Below are 15,524 nucleotides of genomic sequence, written 5' to 3' on the forward strand. Positions count from 1 at the left end.
TGCGGCACATGATCGGGGAATGCCATGCCGATCTCTGTGGGCTTGCAATAGCCCGGCCGCAGCCGGTAATTAAACAAGTGTTCAATTCACACAGGGAGGGAACCGGTGGATTTCGCATTATCCGAAGAACAGGAGGCCATTTTCGATATGGCCAAAGGGTTCGGCGCAGACCATATCGCCCCCCATGCCCTGACCTGGGAAAAACAGGGCAGCATCCCGAAAGACCTGTGGCCGAAACTGGCGGAGCTGGGGTTCGGCGGGCTGTATGTCTCTGACGAAAACGGCGGCTCCGGCCTGACCCGGCTGGATGCAACGCTGGTGTTCGAGGCGCTGTCCATGGCCTGTCCCTCGGTCGCGGCCTTTCTGTCGATCCACAATATGTGCGCCGCGATGATCGAGAAATTCGGCAGCGCCGGTTTGCAGGCGCGGTTTTTGCAAAAAGCCGTCAGCATGGAAACGGTGTTGTCCTATTGCCTGACGGAGCCGGGCAGCGGGTCGGATGCGGCGGCGTTGAAGACAAGGGCCGAGCGGACGAATGAGGGCTATGTGCTGAACGGAAGCAAGGCTTTCATCTCGGGCGGGGGCTATTCCGACGCCTATGTGGTGATGGTGCGCACCGGCGAGGACGGGCCGCGCGGCATCTCTTCGGTGATTGTCGAGGATGGCGCAAAGGGGCTGAGTTTCGGCGGGCTGGAAGATAAAATGGGCTGGCGTTCGCAACCAACCCGGCAGGTGCAGTTGGATGATTGCAACATATCATCCGATAATCTTCTGGGAAAAGAGGGGAAAGGTTTCACTTATGCAATGTCAGGGCTGGATGGCGGCCGGTTGAACATCGCCGCCTGTTCGCTTGGGGCCGCGCAGGCGGCGCTGACCGCCACACTGACCTATATGGGCGAGCGGAAAGCGTTCGGGCAGCCGATTGACCAGTTTCAGGCCCTGCAATTCCGGCTGGCGGATATGGAGATCGAGTTGCAGGCGGCGCGGGTGTTCCTGCGGCAGGCGGCATGGAAACTGGACATGGGCGCGGCCGATGCCTCGAAACACTGCGCGATGGCCAAGAAATTCGTCACCGAGGCGGGCAGCCGGATTGCCGATCACTGCCTGCAACTACATGGCGGCTATGGCTATCTGGCGGATTACGGGGTGGAAAAAATCGTGCGCGATCTGCGGGTGCATCAGATTCTGGAAGGCACGAACGAGATCATGCGGATGATCACCGCCCGCCATCTGCTGGCAGGGCGGGATTGAAAATGCGGGCAACCGGAAGTGCCCGAACCTGGGTGGGCGCAGCCCGGCGGTGCCGGGCAAAACAGATGAGTAAGGGTGATAAATCGTGACTGACATCCATATCCGCGTTGAAGGCCGCGCCGGGCGGATCACGCTGAACCGCCCCGATGCGCTGAACGCGGTCACCTATGAGATGTGCCTGGCGATCGAGCAGGCGCTGATCACCTGGGCCGATAACCCGGTGGTCGCCCTTCTGATCATCGACGCCACGGGGGATCGGGCCTTCAGCGCCGGGGGCGATCTGGCCGAGATGTATGAAACCGGAACCCGGGGTGATTTCACCTATGGGCAGAGATTCTGGGCCGATGAATACCGGATGAACCGGCGGCTGTTCGAGTTTCCCAAACCGGTGGTGACCTTCCTGCACGGTTTCACCATGGGCGGTGGTGTGGGTGTGGGCTGCCATGGCTCCCACCGGATTGTGGGGGAGGACAGCCAGATCGCCATGCCCGAATGCGGCATCGGGCTGGTCCCTGATGTGGGCGGCTCGCTGCTTCTGGCCCGGGCGCCCGGGCGGGTTGGCGAGTATCTGGGCATCACCGGCGCACGTATGGGGCCGGGCGATGCCATATTCGCCGGGTTTGCGGATTATTACATGCCCCGCGCCCATTGGGCCTCCCTGATTGACACCTTGTGTGAAACCGCTGACTGGCAAGCCGTGGATCGCAGCGCCCTGCCCGCCCCGGACAGCCCGCTGGCCGCTGCACAGCCCGAGATCGACAGGGCTTTCGGTGGCGAAACCCTGCGCGATATTCTGACGATACTGGAGACAACAGACAGCGCATTCACCCGCGACGCGCTGAAGAAGATCAACCGCAACGCCCCGTTGGCGATGGCCTGTGCGGTGGAGCTTGTGCATCGCGCCCGGACCCGCGACAGCATCGCCGAGGCCCTGAGGCAGGAATACCGGTTCACCTCACGGTCGATGGAACAGGGGGATTTTCTGGAAGGCATCCGCGCCCAGATCATCGACAAGGACCGGGCACCGAAATGGGCCCATGGCGCCCCGCGCGATGTATCCCCCGCCGAGGTTGCACAGATGCTGCGCCCGGTCCGGGCCGAAGACGCGCCAGAGATATAAGGGAGACAGAGACCATGAATATCGGATTTATCGGCCTGGGGAATATGGGGGCGCCGATGGCGGCCAATCTGGCGGCAGCCGGTCATGAGGTGACCGGGTTCGACCTGGTGGCCGATATGCCGGGCGGCGTGACCAAAGCCGAAAGCGCCGCAGCAGCGGCAAGCGGTCGGGATGTGGTGATCACCATGCTGCCCAATGGCGCGATCCTGCGGCGCGTGGCAGAGGAAATCCTGCCCGCGATGACAGCCGGGGCGGTGCTGGTGGATTGTTCAACTGTCGAGGTCGACGCCGCCCGCGAGACGGGTGCGGCCGCAGCGGCGGCGGGTCTGGGCTTTCTTGACGCGCCGGTCTCGGGCGGTGTCGGCGGGGCTTCGGCGGGGACACTGACCTTCATGGTGGGCGGGGATGAGGCGGCTTTTGCCACCGCCACACCGCTGTTTGAGATCATGGGCCAGAAAGCCGTTCATTGCGGCGGGGCCGGAAACGGACAGGCCGCAAAGATCTGCAACAACATGATATTGGGAGTGACGATGATCGCCACCTGCGAGGCGTTTGCCCTGGCCGACAAGCTGGGCCTCGACCGGCAGGCGATGTTCGATGTGGTCTCAACCTCATCTGGCTATAGCTGGACGATGAATGCCTATTGCCCGGCCCCGGGTGTGGGCCCGCAAAGCCCGGCTGACAATGGGTATAAACCCGGCTTTGCCGCCGAACTGATGCTGAAAGACCTGCGTTTGAGCCAACAGGCGGCGGATGCGGCGGATGCGGATACCCCCATGGGCCAGGCCGCAACCGCGCTCTACCAGCAATTTGTCGAGACGGAAGGTGGCGAGGGTCAGGATTTCTCGGCCATGCTGCCCCGGTTTGAGGCGCGCGGGCGCGGGTAAAGGGCGGGCCGCATTCCTCGCCCGGCACCTTGACGCCGAGTGAATTTGCAGCCCAATTGAACGAAACCCGAAAGGTCGCATGAAGCCCGGACCAAAACGGGGCAAGCTCCAAGTCCCTCATTTGCATCAACCGATATGGACCAGACCCTTGGAACGGATCACTCTTGTCAGCGTATGCTTCAACAGCAGCCCGGTCATTCCTGCCATGCTTGCCTCGCTGCCGGAAAACATAGCGGTCGTGCTGGTCGATAATGGCTCTGCAGATGTGGCAGAGATCGAGGCAATGGCCGAAGCCCATGGCGCAACATGTGTTGCAAGCCCTGAAAACCTGGGCTTTGGCCGGGCCTGCAATCTGGGGGCCGCCCGCGCCACAACCGAACTGATCCTGTTTCTGAACCCCGACACGACCCTTGCGCCGGGCGCGATCAACGCTCTGCTGGCTGGCGCAGACCGTTACCCGCAGGCGTCCGCCTTCAATCCGGCCATCCTTTCGGCAAGCGGTCTCCCGGCTTTCCGCCGCTCCAGTGTGCTTTTACCGCGTCATATGTGGCTGCCACGCCAGGCCCCTTCGGAAGACACAGAGGTGCCGATCCTCTCAGGCGCCGCTTTGCTTGTGCGGCGCAAGGCATTCGACAGGATTGGCGGATTTGACCCGCATATCTTTCTCTATCATGAGGATGATGATCTGAGTTTACGGCTGAAGGCGGAATCTGGCCCTCTGATGTATATCCATGAGGCGCGCATCCACCATAGTGGCGGAAGGTCAAGCCCCCGAAGCCCGGAAATCGCAGCCCTGAAAGCCCGGCATATGGGACAGTCCCGGGTCTATGCGGCGCGCAAGCATGGCCTCCCCTGCCCGTTTGTCCATGCGCTTGCGGTCGGCCTCGTGCAACTGCTCTCCCCTCTTATGCTGCTGTCTGCCCGCAAACGTGCGAAGCACTGGAACTTTCTGCGCGCCGTCTGGCACAGTCGGCGTGCCACTCCTCTACCGGAACAGCCTTAAACCTTGATCCCGGCATCCAACGGGGCAGATATTTGGGCCGGATCAGAACAGGTCTCGGGTATCGGGCATCTCCTGTCTGCCGCTTCTGCGCCGTACCCCCTACAGCACCCCGGCTTTAACCCGACACGTCCGGGATCAGCGCATCCAGCGCCTGATAGCTTTGCTCCATCCCGGCGGTCATGCCAAAATCAAGTGCCGCCTGCCGGGCCTCGGGCGTGGCATAGACGATGCGCGTGGTGACCTGCGTTTCCCCATCCAGATCGTCGAAACTCAGCGTGAAGGTACAGGGCGGCCCTTTCTCACCCCCCAATGTGCCGGGGTCATAGGTTTGCGTCTCGACCAGCCGTTCGGGCACAACAACCTCAAGAAACGTGCCGAACAGCCCGAAATACGTGCCATCGCCCGTGTTTTTCCATTGCCACCGATAGGCGCCGCCCACACGCAGGTCCATCTCGCAAACCGTCATGGTCCAGCCCGGCGGGCCAAGCAGCCAGCGCTGCATCAGTTCCGGGTCGGTGAAGGCGCGGAAAACCAGATTTCGGGGGGCTGCAAAACGGCGGCGCACCTCAATCCCGGTCTCGCCTGATTGTGAGACTTGTGCCGTATATGTGGTCTCTGTCATTCTGCCTCTCCCGTTTCTGCCCCGCCCTGCAACTCTGCCAGAAGCGTATCAAGCCGGGCGTAATTCTGTTCAAAGGCCGCGCGGGTCGCCTCCAGCCAGTCGCGCGCCGGGGTCAAGGCCTCGGCCTTCAGCACCCGGGGTCTGGATTGCCTGGCCACGCGCGCCGCGATCAACCCGGCCTGTTCCAGCACTTTCAGATGCCGGGATATGGCCGGCTGGCTGATCTGCGACAGCTGCATCAGGTCAGTGACGGTGGCCTCCCCCTCGGCCAGCCGGGCCAGGATTGCCCGGCGGGTGGGGTCGGACAGGGCGGAAAACGTGCGGTCAAGCTGCATCGCGGCCTCCTTTATATGCTTTAATCATTATATAACTGATTCGCTATAAAATGACAATCCAGCGCCGAAAGCGAAGTTGAGCTATGACACAGAGTTCTGCAGGGAATCAGGATGACCCCGGACTATTTCGGAAGTGGCAGAATGGCCCAATGAAATAAGGGTGATTGGGTGCTTGAGAGGTGGCGCCAGGCGATGTGCGAAGGTTTTGCAGTGAGGCACCTAAATGGGCGCTACGATTGCAGTGACGACAAAACGGGCGCGCAGGGCGGCGTCGCGGGGCGAGCGCTTAAATAGCCTTTTAAATATGGGAATAACTGGTGTTTTAACGGTGTATTGCCCCCCGGTTCGAGCAAACCGAACTGGGAAGAAGTGGGAAATCGGCTTCCCGGTTCGCGACCGTCTTCCCAGAAAGGGGTAAAAGATATGAAATCAGTAAGTTAAGGGTTTGAATGGGTAGTTAGTTGACGTTGACAACTGGGAACTGATTTTAGCTAAAGTGGACGGCCGGAAAGCACACGATCATAAAGTGCGACGCCGTTGATCCGTACGCCGAACATAGAGAGTGAGACAGCTTCTGCCTCATCATAACTAAGACCCGCCGGAACAACCACACTGCACCGGACAGACCGGAATGGCAGGCCACCATAGGCGGGGTTATGGTGGAAATTGATCGGAAACGAGAGTAAATCATAATCGTTATTGTCGAAATCCATTTGAGCCTGGATGTAACGGGTATTTTCCGAGGGGTTGGCGATCCGCATTGCCAGTTTCCAAGCCCTGATGTCATCATCTGCGATCCCAAAGTAATCTTCGAAAGCCGCTTCAGCACGCTGAAGCTCCCCTATACTTAATATCTCAATATTAGCGTGGTCATGTATGATGCACTCTAAATAAGCCAAGCAGGCGGCCTCAAAACCGTCATCCGCTTGCGCCGTCGTAGACAGAAGCGTTTGTAAGCCAAGACACACAAAAAGAGTTTTGAAATACTTCATTATGATACCTCCCCTAACCCCACGACTGGCAAGACCAGACCAGCTGACCGTGAATGATGACGCGGTTTATATCGAGGCCGCGTCGCAGTTCCGAGGGATTGTCCGGGTTGTCGGAGTGAAGAATAAGGGTTTTTTCATCGGGCCGGTCAAGCCGCTTGATCCTAAGCTGCTCGTCGATATCGGTGAAGGCATAGACGGCGCCATTGCGGATCGTGCGCCGTGACCGATCAATCAAGGCCAGATCACCATCGCGCAGGCGCGGCAACATACTGCCGCCGCGCACCCGAACTATGCAGGCGTCAGAAGCTGAGATATTGGCGGAGGACAGCCAATCGCTTCGAAATGCGATGAGGCCATCAATCTCCTGGCTTCCCGATTCTGCGCCTGGGCCGGCAGAGACGTCAGCATCCATCAGCGGTAGCGCGGTATAGCTCTCGCCTTCAATCAGTGCGTGTTCAACGGTCACTGACTTAGACGAATCTACTGCGTCACGTGGAGGCCCGAAATAGAATTCAAGCTCCAAAACGTCGGCTAACCTCTGCAAAGAAGGCACGTTGTAGCGTTTTTCCCCATCTCGAGGCATCCGAAAATTTTTGATCAATGATGGATGGCCGACTGCCAATCGTGAAGCAGCGGCGTCAGAAAGGTTCTTTTTTTTAAGCGCTTGATCAATTGCGTCTAGAATCGGGTCCATGCGGCAAACTAGCCCGTAGAGGCTAGTCCCGCAATGAGTGGCCACTACAGGCTTGGCTGAGTGGGCCTGTAGTGGCTAAATGACGCCATGAGCAGAGACATCGAAAATATAATTCAGTTATCCGTGCCAACCCTTCACGCTCAGCGGTCTGCGAAAGGGAGAAGATGACCCACGCCATCTCTGGCCTGACGTCGCCCGGATCATCGGAGAGGTTCTGCCGGAATGGTGCTTCTTCGAAAACGTCCCCGGCCATCTCACCCTTGGTCTCAGAGACGTCGTGGGAGACCTTCAACGAATGGGCTATCGGGTTGCTGCGCGCATCCAATCAGCGCTTGAAGTCGGCGCGGCGCACCGGCGCGATCGTCTCTTCATTGTGGCCCACACCGACCTACAAGGGCAGCGGCAACAGAGCCTGCATCATGGCAGGGCCGGAAGGTCTGAAATTCCAGACCGACCTGAATCAGACAGGCAAACAGATCGGCATCAAGAATGCCGCGAGCGCGTGGACGCTGTTTTGGGATATCCTGATCGCATCGGGCTGGACGCCGGCACCGTTCCCCTCTTCGCACCAGGTCCGGGTGAGTTTCGGTTGTGGGGAGAAATACTCGACGAGCGGCCCGGCCTTAAACCCGGAATTTACCGACCATCTGATGGGCTGGCCTATGGGCTGGACCGATCCGCTGCGGCCGGTAATGGGGTGGTCCCGCTGGCTGCAGCGCGCGCGTGGGGAGCTTTGAAAGAGGTTTTAAATGACGTTTAAAGAAGGTCCGGGTGAGGTAATAGAACCTCCCTAAACGTCGAATCCGCAAAAACGCGTTGCTGAAAAACTCTGTGTCACAGACTGAAAAACCTCGTGTCGCGCTACATACATACACACAAAATGTAAAAAAGATTTACTTTTCCGCACACCCCCTCTTGCGTCCCGCATATGAGATACCATATGAGTTAATGTGATTAACATTAACATAGAAACGACAGCACAAAGGAGCACACACAGATGACCACCACCACCGTCGTTGCCACCTCCGCCGAAACCGCTCAGGGCTGGTTTTCCCGGGCCGAGGCCTGGCTGGACAGCAAGGGCAAAGGTGCCTGGCTGGCCGCCATGATCCTTGGCTTCATCTTCTTCTGGCCCGTCGGACTGGCCTTTCTGTTCTATATGATCTGGAGCAAACGCATGTTCAATGGTTCCTGCAAATCCCGCCGTCATGCCCATATGCATGGCCATAAGTTCCGCACATCAGGCAACACCGCCTTCGACAGCTACAAGGCAGACACCCTGCGTCGGCTGGAGGAGGAACAAAGCGCCTTCGAAGAGTTCCTGCAACGCCTGCGGGATGCCAAGGACAAGGCCGAGTTCGACCAGTTCATGGAGGATCGCTCCAAGGTGAAACCGGTCGAAAACGAAGAACCGGCAGACGCCTGATCGCGCGGATGCCAGATGCGGGCCCCTTCCCCCCGGGGCCGCATCATGTTTTGCTGGTTAAAGCCCGGTCCCCACATTTCAGCAACAGGATAGGACAAGATGACATCTGACACCCAAACCGATCCCGCCGACCACGCCCCGGCCTATATCCCCCTGCCGGTGCAGATTCTCACCCTGATTTTTTATGCCGGGTTCGCGATCTCGGTCTCGATTGTCGCCATGGCGCTGTTTGGCGTGATCGGCGTTGTTCTGGCCGTGCTTTTTGCCTGGCAATGGGCCCGGCTGCCGGCGTTGAACGGCCAGGCCGCTCTGAATGATCGGATCAAATCATTGCGCCCCAATATGCCCGCGCCCGAACCACAATCGAGCGGCAATGCCAGTTTTGACGCCTATCGCGACGCGCTGATGCGTCGGCTGGAACAGGAACAGGCCGAGTTCGAAGGGTTCCTGACCCGGCTGCGCGAGGCCAAGGACAAATCCGAGTTTGACCGGTTCCTCGACAAACGCGCCGCGACCAATCGCGGGTCGCAAGACAGTGCAACCCCGGCCATGGCCTGACCCGACACCCCTGCGGCCCCGCCCCTTATCCCTGAAGCCGGGGCCGCATTTTTCCATCCCCCCTTTTCAAAAAGGCCATACCAGCCCATGTCTGTTCCCATGACATCTCGCCTGCCCGATCCGCATTACCAATCCGTCTTTTACGACGGCATCCCCGCCAAACGGCTGTTTGCCTGGCTGATTGATGTGGTGATCACCACCCTGATCGCCCTGATCCTCGGGCTGATGCTCTTGACCATTCCGCTGTTTATCTGGCCGGTCTGGTATCTGGTGCTCAGCTTTCTCTACCGCAGCGCCACCATCGCCGGAGGATCCGCCACCATCGGCATGCGGGTGATGAATATTCAGCTGCGCGGCGCCACCGGCGCGAAACTGTCGGGCACCGAGGCGGCGGTCCACACATTGGCCTATCTGACCTGTTCGGCCTTTGCCCTGCCGCAACTCCTGTCGCTGGTGCTGATGGTGACCGGAAACAGACATCAGGGTCTCCACGACATGCTGATCGGGTCCGCCGCAATTAACCGGCCCCGTTGAAAGCAGCGTTAGGGTCAGGACCTAATCCTTTAAAAACCGGTTGCTCCTATGGGGGCGGCTGGTGCAGGCTTTGTTCAGACACATCACGAACTTAACCTGCCGGATATGCGCCACACACTTCCCCTTGCCCCACAGTTCTATGTCACCGCCCCCCAGGCCTGCCCGTATCTGGAAGGACGGCGGGAACGCAAACTGTTCACCGCCCTGCAGGGGGAACATGCGGATAAGCTGAACAATTCCCTGTCGAAACAGGGCTTTCGCCGGTCGCAGAATGTCCTCTACCGCCCATCCTGCGCGGATTGTTCCGCCTGCCTGTCGGCCCGGATCCGGGTTGCGGATTCCACCCCGTCGAAAAGCCAGCGCCGCAGCATCCGCCGCAATGCCCATCTGACCCGTATCGCGCGCTCCCCCTGGGCCACGGAAGAACAATACGCGCTGTTCCGCCACTATCTCGACAGCCGCCATGCGGATGGCGGGATGGCCGATATGGATGTATTCGAATTCGCCGCAATGATTGAAGAAACCCCGGTCCGCTCCCGGGTGATCGAATATCGCGACACTGCGGATGATACGCTGACAGCCGTCTGCCTGACCGATGTGCTCGATGACGGGCTCAGCCTGGTCTACAGCTTCTTTCGCCCCGACCTGCCCGCACAATCGCTTGGCACCTATGTGATCCTCGATCATATCGACATCGCCCGCGAGGCCGGACTGCCTTATGTCTATCTGGGCTATTGGGTGCCGGGATCGAACAAGATGGGCTACAAGGCGAAATTCGCCGCCGTGGAAATCTATCTCAACGGAGCATGGCAGGATATCGGCCAGCCCGAGGATCACTCAAACCAGACCCATCCGCTTTCGGTGGACCCCATCGCCCAACAGGTCGCGCAGATCACCCTGCCCGACACCCGCGCACCCACTGAAAGTGACTGAAACCCGGTACACCCCTGGGGGAGCCCGCAAATCAGGGCGCGCCCCTTCTTCTTGTCCCAAATACGCCCGCCGGAGGCGGACCGAACCCCGCAACCCCCACAGGACCTTGCGGTTACGGGCGCGCCTATCCACCAACGCCGGAACAGGCTTGCGCGGCCCATAGCTTCGAACTGAAATTCTGAACCACCCCACATCATCCTTCCGCCCGGCGGCACCGCCGGGCAGCGCCCACCCCTCGGTTCGGGCGATGCCCTCTGCGCAATGCATATGCGTTGCAGGATTTCAGTCTGGCGCTCCATAAAGAGCTTCGATTTCATGTTCAGACGCTGCAGCGCCCCCGCGCCTTTGACTCAGTTGCTGGGCAGCAATTCAGGCACGATGGTCACAATCCCGGGGAAGAACCACAGGATCGCCAGACCCAGAACCTGGATCAGCACAAACGGGATCACCCCGCGATAGATATGCCCGGTGGTCACCGATCTGGGCGCAACCCCCCTGAGATAGAACAGCGCAAAGCCGAAAGGCGGCGTCAGGAACGAGGTTTGCAGGTTCACCGCAATCATGATCGTCACCCATTTCGGGTCCATCGTGCCGCCATAGATCACCGGGCCCACAATCGGGATCACGATGTAGATGATCTCCAGAAAATCCAGCACGAAGCCAAGGATGAACAAAACCAGCATCACGATCAGGAACACCGCCAGCTCATTGTCGAAACTGCGCAGGAAATCCTGAATGTAATGTTCCCCGCCGAACGAGATCACCACAAGGTTCAGAAGCTGCGACCCGATCAGAATGGTGAACACCATCGAGGTGACTTTCGCGGTTTCCCGCACCACCGGCGTCAGCACGCCTTTGCGGAACAGAATCCAGCAGGCATAAAGCAGCCCGAAAAACGCGAAGTGATAACAGCCCTGCGCCGCCAGATAGGCCAGCCAATCCTCGGCCGCCACGTCTGACCTCGTCACCCGCAAGTCGAAATTCACCCCGATCAGAATCATGATCACCAGGGCGAAACTGGCCATCAGGATGATCCGGGGGGAGGTGTTTTCTTCACGCAGCTTGCGATAGGCCGCCAGCATGATCGCGCCTGCGGCCCCAAGGGCGGCAGCCGGTGTCGGGTTGGTGATGCCCCCCAGGATCGAGCCCAGAACCGCCACGATCAGAACCAGCGGCGGGAAGACCACGCGCAGCAGGTCATTCCTGGCCAGCCGTTTCATCCCCGCTGCGCAGCCATAAAGGGTCAGCGCAAAGGGCACGGCCAGGATCATGAAACTGGCCCCGGCCCCGGTCAGCGGGCCGATGAACAGGATGTCGAACAGGAAGGCCAGCACCACACCCAGCCCGCCGATCAGCAAGGGCGCAGGGGCCGAAGAGGGCGAGATCCCCCGCGCGGTGCTGAGAACCAGCGCCAGGATCACAAAGATCGTGGCCACGCCCGACCCGATGGGGGCTGTGGCCTCAAGCGCGGCTTCGCGTGCGGCAAGCAATTCCTCGGCGCTGCGTTCATGGGCCTGTTCCACCCCGCCGGCGGCATCGATCGCGGCCTGTTCGGCCAGGGCTGCGTCCCAGGCCTCCTGCCCGTGCAGTTCGATCATGGCGATCTGGCATTGCTCGGGCACATTGGTGCGCAGCGATGCGGTTTCCCCTGAATCGCTGTAGCTTGAGATATGGATGGACTGGCTGCCCACCAGCCCGGACCCGGCCCCAAGAATGACCGCCCCGATCATCAACACGGGCGCGGCCAGAAACCAGGTCAGCGCCTCGTTCCGGGTCACCACCTCTCCCGCCGTGGTGCCCATCTGGACCGCGGGTGCTTTTGACGGGTTCAGCAGCGCGAAACCAAAAGCATAGGCCCCGTACAGAAAAGCCAGGAACACGCCGGGCAGCAGGGCCGCCTGAAACAGCGTGCCCACCGACAGAACCGCAGGTTCGCCCAGATAGCTCAACGCATCCCGGCACCCGGCCAGTTGCGCCCGGGTTTCCTGCCCCGTGGCATAAAGATCGCCCGCAAGCGTGCCCAGAAGCACGATCACGATCGACGGCGGAATGATCTGCCCCAATGTGCCTGAGGCGGCAATCACCCCGGTCGCCAGTTCCGGCGAGTAATTGTTGCGCAGCATCGTCGGCAGCGCCAGAAGCCCCATGGTCACCACGGTTGCCCCGACAATCCCGGTCGAGGCGGCAAGAAACGCGCCCACCAGAACAATCGACACCGCCAGCCCGCCCGGCAGCGGGCCAAAGACCCGGGCCATGGTGGTCAGCAGATCATTGGCAATTTTCGAGCGTTCCAGCGTGATGCCCATCATCACGAACATCAGCACCGCCAGCAGCGTCTCGATCGACTGGCCCGCGATCACCCGTTCATTCATCCGGTTGACGATAAAGCCCAGATTCCGGTCCAGCGCGGTTTCCCAGCCACCGGGGAACAGATGTTCCTCGATCCGGGGCAGATCGGGGTATCGGAACAGCGATATGCTTTCGCGCACCACCCCTTCGGCCACAAGTGCCGCATATTCCGGTGACCCCTGATCAATCGCGTGATGGGTCAGGATACCGGCACTGTCGAGCGCGGCAATGATACCAAAAGAGATCACCGCCGAGCCGCCGATGGCAAAGGCCACCGGAAACCCGGTCATGATCCCCCCGAACAGACACAGGAAGACGATGATCAAACCGATTTCGACGCCATCAAGTCCGAATAACATTATGGTTCCGCCCCTGGCCGGTTAATGGATCTCGGCGGCCAGTTCGGCCTCCGTATCCCCAAGTTTGTCTTTGTCGATATATTTGCCGACGCTTTCTTCCCCTTCGAGCCATTCGAGGTAAGAGCGCCAGAAGAACGCCACCGCCTGCAGGAACACCATGGCGCAGAACAGCACCAGCAGAACCTTGAACAGAAAATAGGCGCTGAACCCGTTGGGCGAAAAACCGGTGGTCTCGACGCTCCATCGCAGAACGCCCCGATCCCCTTGGGTCAACAGCCGGTCCAGCGGTGTCGAGGCCGAGGGCGGCGGGTTCACCAGATGGCGCCACATGAAATACCAGGCAAAGAGCCAGGTCAGCACAATCGCGGGCATCATGAAAAACAGCGATCCAAGCATGTCGATCACGCGTTTGCTGCGATGGGATACCGCCGCATAGACCAGATCGACCCGCACATGCCCGCCCTGCACGAATGTGTAGGTCACGCAAAGACAGACGATCATCGCATTGTAGAGTTTCAGCTCTTCCGACCACCAGCTGATGTCATGCTGCACCGGCGTGCCGAACCCGAAGGTCAGCGAGGCCTGCGCGAAAATCCGTTGGCTGAAGACAATGATCACCTGCTGGATCACCATGATCAGACCCGCCCAGGCAAAAAAACGGCCAACCCAGTTGGCCATGAATTCCAGCCCGATCACGCCGCCCCAGAGGATTTGCCGTTTCCAGGCCATACCAAGGGCGGTGATCACCAGAAATAGGGTGAAGACCACAAAGAAGAATTCGACCGACCCGCCATAATAGATGAACCGCGCCAGCGCCGCGCCATCGCCCCAGAACAGCCAGCTCTGCGGATGGGTCAGGGCGTAAAAGAAATTGTAGAACGCCATCAATATGTTCTGCACGAACCAGACCACACCATCGGCAAGCGTTGAGAGGGCTGCGAAAAAGCCAGTCCCGGATGCCGCGACGTCTTCCTCCATCGGAAGGCTCCCTTTTTCGGTCGAAAATGCGGAGAAACAGGCCCCGCCGGTCTAAAAACAGCCCTGCCCCGATGATCGGGACAGGGCCAGACACTTAGCCAGAAATCAGCCCAGAACGCGGTCGCGTTGCGCGCGATAGGTGCCTTCTGACGCAGTCAGCCAGGATGATGAGGCCATCATCGACGACATCATGCTTTCACGGGTGCGCGCGAAAAGCGGATCGCTCATATTCTCATCCAGCACCTCGGCCGAGGCCGTGCCGAACGCATCCCAGACACTGTCGGGGAATTCGCGGACCTGAACACCACCGGAAATCAGCTGTTGCAGGGCCGAGCCGTTATTCGACAGGAATTGCGACAGGCTCCACTGATGCGCTTCGGCCGCCGCAATCTCGATCACCTTCTGATGGGCCGGGCTGAGGCTGTTGAACACGTCCAGATTGGTGGTCACCGACAGGCCCGCACCCGGCTCATGGAAACCGGCGGTGTAATAGATCTGGGTGATTTCCTGGAAGCCCGCCGACTGGTCCGCCCAGGGGCCGATCCATTCGGTGCCGTCCAGCGCGCCGGAGGCCAGCGCCTGATAAACCTCACCGCCGGGCAGGTTCTGCACCGAGGCACCAAGACGACCCAATGCCTGACCACCCAGGCCCGGCATACGGAAACGCAGGCCCTGGAAATCTTCCGGACTGTTGATTTCCGAGCGGAACCAGCCACCCGCCTGGGCGCCTGTATTGCCGCCAAGGAAGCCTTTGAGACCGAAAATCTCGTTCAGCTCATTATGCAGCTCATGACCACCCATATGGTAGTACCAGTTGGCCAGTTCCTGCGCGGTCATGCCGAACGGCACCGCCGTGTAGAACGCATAGGCCGGATGCTGGTTGACCCAGTAATAGTCGGCACCGTGATACATGTCAGCCTGACCCGAGGTCACGGCGTCGAACACTTCGAACGCGCCCACAAGCTCCCCGGCGGCTTTCAGATCAATGGTCAGCTGGCCATCGGTCATCGCGGTGATCGAATCCGCGATATGCTGGGCGGCATCATGCACCCCGGCAAGGCCGCGGCCCCAGGTTGTGACCATTGTCAGTGTCCGGTTGCCCTGAGCATAAGCCGGTGCTGCCAACGTTGTGGATGCTGCAGCCGCGCCACCAAGCGCAGACGTTCTCAAGAAAGAACGACGGTCCATATAGTATCCTCCCCATTCGGAATTCCATTGCCCTTCAGACAATGGATTATTGATTTATAGTATGCGCACGTTAGCGAAGCCGCGTGACACAGCAAACAGTTTTCAACCTGAAACAGGAAAATCTGTCAAATTTTTTTACCAAAATGCAGTTTTCAGCCGATTTTCGGCTTATGCGTGCAAATCGTTAACGCTAACCTAAACAGGTGTTGGAGGTTTCGGCAAAACACAAAGGTCATGCAGGCGAAACAGACCGCCTGCGCGGTATGAATGCGTGTGGAATTGAAGCCCGCAATCT

16 protein-coding genes are annotated in these 15,524 nt (G+C 59.7%); 9 read left to right on the top strand and 7 right to left on the bottom strand.

The annotated features are described in order from the left end of the window. The first annotated feature begins 105 nt into the window (after positions 1–105). The 4 genes from E2K80_RS08110 (at position 106) to E2K80_RS08125 (ending at position 4,261) form a co-directional block, all read left to right on the top strand. The gene (locus E2K80_RS08110) at positions 106–1,251 is read left to right on the top strand and encodes an acyl-CoA dehydrogenase family protein (protein ID WP_135374384.1); all 1,146 of its coding nucleotides are present in this window, start codon (positions 106–108) and stop codon (positions 1,249–1,251) included. A gap of 85 nt (positions 1,252–1,336) precedes the next feature. Continuing rightward, complete coding sequence (locus tag E2K80_RS08115; protein WP_135374386.1) at positions 1,337–2,371, top strand: enoyl-CoA hydratase/isomerase family protein; 1,035 nt, start codon at positions 1,337–1,339, stop codon at positions 2,369–2,371. Positions 2,372–2,385: 14 nt separating this feature from the next. Then, positions 2,386–3,258, top strand: coding sequence for a 3-hydroxyisobutyrate dehydrogenase (gene mmsB, locus E2K80_RS08120; protein ID WP_135374388.1), 873 nt, complete (start codon positions 2,386–2,388; stop codon positions 3,256–3,258). 148 nt (positions 3,259–3,406) lie between these two features. Continuing rightward, positions 3,407–4,261 carry a glycosyltransferase family 2 protein gene (locus tag E2K80_RS08125; RefSeq protein WP_135374390.1) on the top strand — a complete coding sequence of 285 codons (855 nt, stop codon included), beginning with the start codon at positions 3,407–3,409 and terminating at the stop codon, positions 4,259–4,261. A 115-nt stretch (positions 4,262–4,376) separates the two neighbouring features. Here the strand turns inward: E2K80_RS08125 and E2K80_RS08130 are convergent, their stop codons facing one another. The 4 genes from E2K80_RS08130 to E2K80_RS08145 all read right to left on the bottom strand — a co-directional run bounded on the left by E2K80_RS08130 (position 4,377) and on the right by E2K80_RS08145 (position 6,904). Then, positions 4,377–4,883, bottom strand: a complete 507-nt coding sequence (locus E2K80_RS08130) for an SRPBCC family protein (RefSeq protein WP_135374392.1) — start codon at positions 4,881–4,883, stop codon at positions 4,377–4,379. Beyond that, positions 4,880–5,218 carry an ArsR/SmtB family transcription factor gene (locus tag E2K80_RS08135; RefSeq protein WP_135374394.1) on the bottom strand — a complete coding sequence of 113 codons (339 nt, stop codon included), beginning with the start codon at positions 5,216–5,218 and terminating at the stop codon, positions 4,880–4,882. Before E2K80_RS08135 ends, E2K80_RS08130 begins: the two co-directional genes overlap by 4 nt. Before the next feature lie 491 nt (positions 5,219–5,709). Then, positions 5,710–6,210, bottom strand: a complete 501-nt coding sequence (locus E2K80_RS08140; RefSeq protein ID WP_135374396.1) for a hypothetical protein — start codon at positions 6,208–6,210, stop codon at positions 5,710–5,712. Positions 6,211–6,223: 13 nt separating this feature from the next. Next, entirely contained in the window at positions 6,224–6,904 is a 681-nt protein-coding gene (locus E2K80_RS08145) for a S24 family peptidase (protein WP_135374398.1), read from the bottom strand. A gap of 148 nt (positions 6,905–7,052) precedes the next feature. On the opposite strand from E2K80_RS08145, the gene E2K80_RS08150 reads away from it, so the two are divergent. From E2K80_RS08150 to E2K80_RS08170, 5 genes are all read left to right on the top strand, one after another. Then, positions 7,053–7,664 (top strand): DNA cytosine methyltransferase, encoded by a 612-nt coding sequence (locus E2K80_RS08150; protein WP_135376524.1) that lies wholly within the window; start codon positions 7,053–7,055, stop codon positions 7,662–7,664. 237 nt (positions 7,665–7,901) lie between these two features. After that, positions 7,902–8,330 (top strand): DUF2852 domain-containing protein, encoded by a 429-nt coding sequence (locus E2K80_RS08155; protein WP_135374400.1) that lies wholly within the window; start codon positions 7,902–7,904, stop codon positions 8,328–8,330. Positions 8,331–8,429: 99 nt separating this feature from the next. Next, positions 8,430–8,888, top strand: a complete 459-nt coding sequence (locus E2K80_RS08160) for a DUF2852 domain-containing protein (RefSeq protein WP_135374402.1) — start codon at positions 8,430–8,432, stop codon at positions 8,886–8,888. Between the two features lie 99 nt (positions 8,889–8,987). Next, the gene (locus tag E2K80_RS08165) at positions 8,988–9,422 is read left to right on the top strand and encodes an RDD family protein (protein ID WP_168193134.1); all 435 of its coding nucleotides are present in this window, start codon (positions 8,988–8,990) and stop codon (positions 9,420–9,422) included. 105 nt (positions 9,423–9,527) lie between these two features. Further along, entirely contained in the window at positions 9,528–10,355 is an 828-nt protein-coding gene (locus E2K80_RS08170; RefSeq protein WP_135374405.1) for an arginyltransferase, read from the top strand. A gap of 350 nt (positions 10,356–10,705) precedes the next feature. Here the strand turns inward: E2K80_RS08170 and E2K80_RS08175 are convergent, their stop codons facing one another. The 3 genes from E2K80_RS08175 to E2K80_RS08185 all read right to left on the bottom strand — a co-directional run bounded on the left by E2K80_RS08175 (position 10,706) and on the right by E2K80_RS08185 (position 15,229). Further along, positions 10,706–13,063 carry a TRAP transporter large permease gene (locus E2K80_RS08175; RefSeq protein ID WP_135374407.1) on the bottom strand — a complete coding sequence of 786 codons (2,358 nt, stop codon included), beginning with the start codon at positions 13,061–13,063 and terminating at the stop codon, positions 10,706–10,708. Between the two features lie 21 nt (positions 13,064–13,084). Continuing rightward, positions 13,085–14,041 (bottom strand): TRAP transporter small permease subunit, encoded by a 957-nt coding sequence (locus tag E2K80_RS08180; RefSeq protein ID WP_135374408.1) that lies wholly within the window; start codon positions 14,039–14,041, stop codon positions 13,085–13,087. A 105-nt stretch (positions 14,042–14,146) separates the two neighbouring features. Next, positions 14,147–15,229, bottom strand: a complete 1,083-nt coding sequence (locus tag E2K80_RS08185; protein WP_135374410.1) for a TRAP transporter substrate-binding protein — start codon at positions 15,227–15,229, stop codon at positions 14,147–14,149. Between the last annotated feature and the right edge of the window lie 295 nt (positions 15,230–15,524).

Origin of the sequence: Rhodophyticola sp. CCM32 (genome assembly GCF_004751985.1) — a bacterium.
Taxonomy (GTDB): domain Bacteria; phylum Pseudomonadota; class Alphaproteobacteria; order Rhodobacterales; family Rhodobacteraceae; genus Rhodophyticola.

Excerpts from the sequence above, each read along its gene's own strand:
- E2K80_RS08135 (WP_135374394.1), bottom strand. The coding sequence starts at position 5,218 with ATGCAGCTTGACCGCACGTTTTCCGCCCTGTCCGACCCCACCCGCCGG.
- E2K80_RS08180 (WP_135374408.1), bottom strand. The coding sequence starts at position 14,041 with ATGGAGGAAGACGTCGCGGCATCCGGGACTGGCTTTTTCGCAGCCCTC.
- E2K80_RS08155 (WP_135374400.1), top strand. The coding sequence starts at position 7,902 with ATGACCACCACCACCGTCGTTGCCACCTCCGCCGAAACCGCTCAGGGC.
- E2K80_RS08165 (WP_168193134.1), top strand. The coding sequence starts at position 8,988 with ATGACATCTCGCCTGCCCGATCCGCATTACCAATCCGTCTTTTACGAC.
- E2K80_RS08145 (WP_135374398.1), bottom strand. The coding sequence starts at position 6,904 with ATGGACCCGATTCTAGACGCAATTGATCAAGCGCTTAAAAAAAAGAAC.
- mmsB (WP_135374388.1), top strand. The coding sequence starts at position 2,386 with ATGAATATCGGATTTATCGGCCTGGGGAATATGGGGGCGCCGATGGCG.
- E2K80_RS08160 (WP_135374402.1), top strand. The coding sequence starts at position 8,430 with ATGACATCTGACACCCAAACCGATCCCGCCGACCACGCCCCGGCCTAT.
- E2K80_RS08170 (WP_135374405.1), top strand. The coding sequence starts at position 9,528 with ATGCGCCACACACTTCCCCTTGCCCCACAGTTCTATGTCACCGCCCCC.
- E2K80_RS08130 (WP_135374392.1), bottom strand. The coding sequence starts at position 4,883 with ATGACAGAGACCACATATACGGCACAAGTCTCACAATCAGGCGAGACC.
- E2K80_RS08140 (WP_135374396.1), bottom strand. The coding sequence starts at position 6,210 with ATGAAGTATTTCAAAACTCTTTTTGTGTGTCTTGGCTTACAAACGCTT.
- E2K80_RS08185 (WP_135374410.1), bottom strand. The coding sequence starts at position 15,229 with ATGGACCGTCGTTCTTTCTTGAGAACGTCTGCGCTTGGTGGCGCGGCT.
- E2K80_RS08175 (WP_135374407.1), bottom strand. The coding sequence starts at position 13,063 with ATGTTATTCGGACTTGATGGCGTCGAAATCGGTTTGATCATCGTCTTC.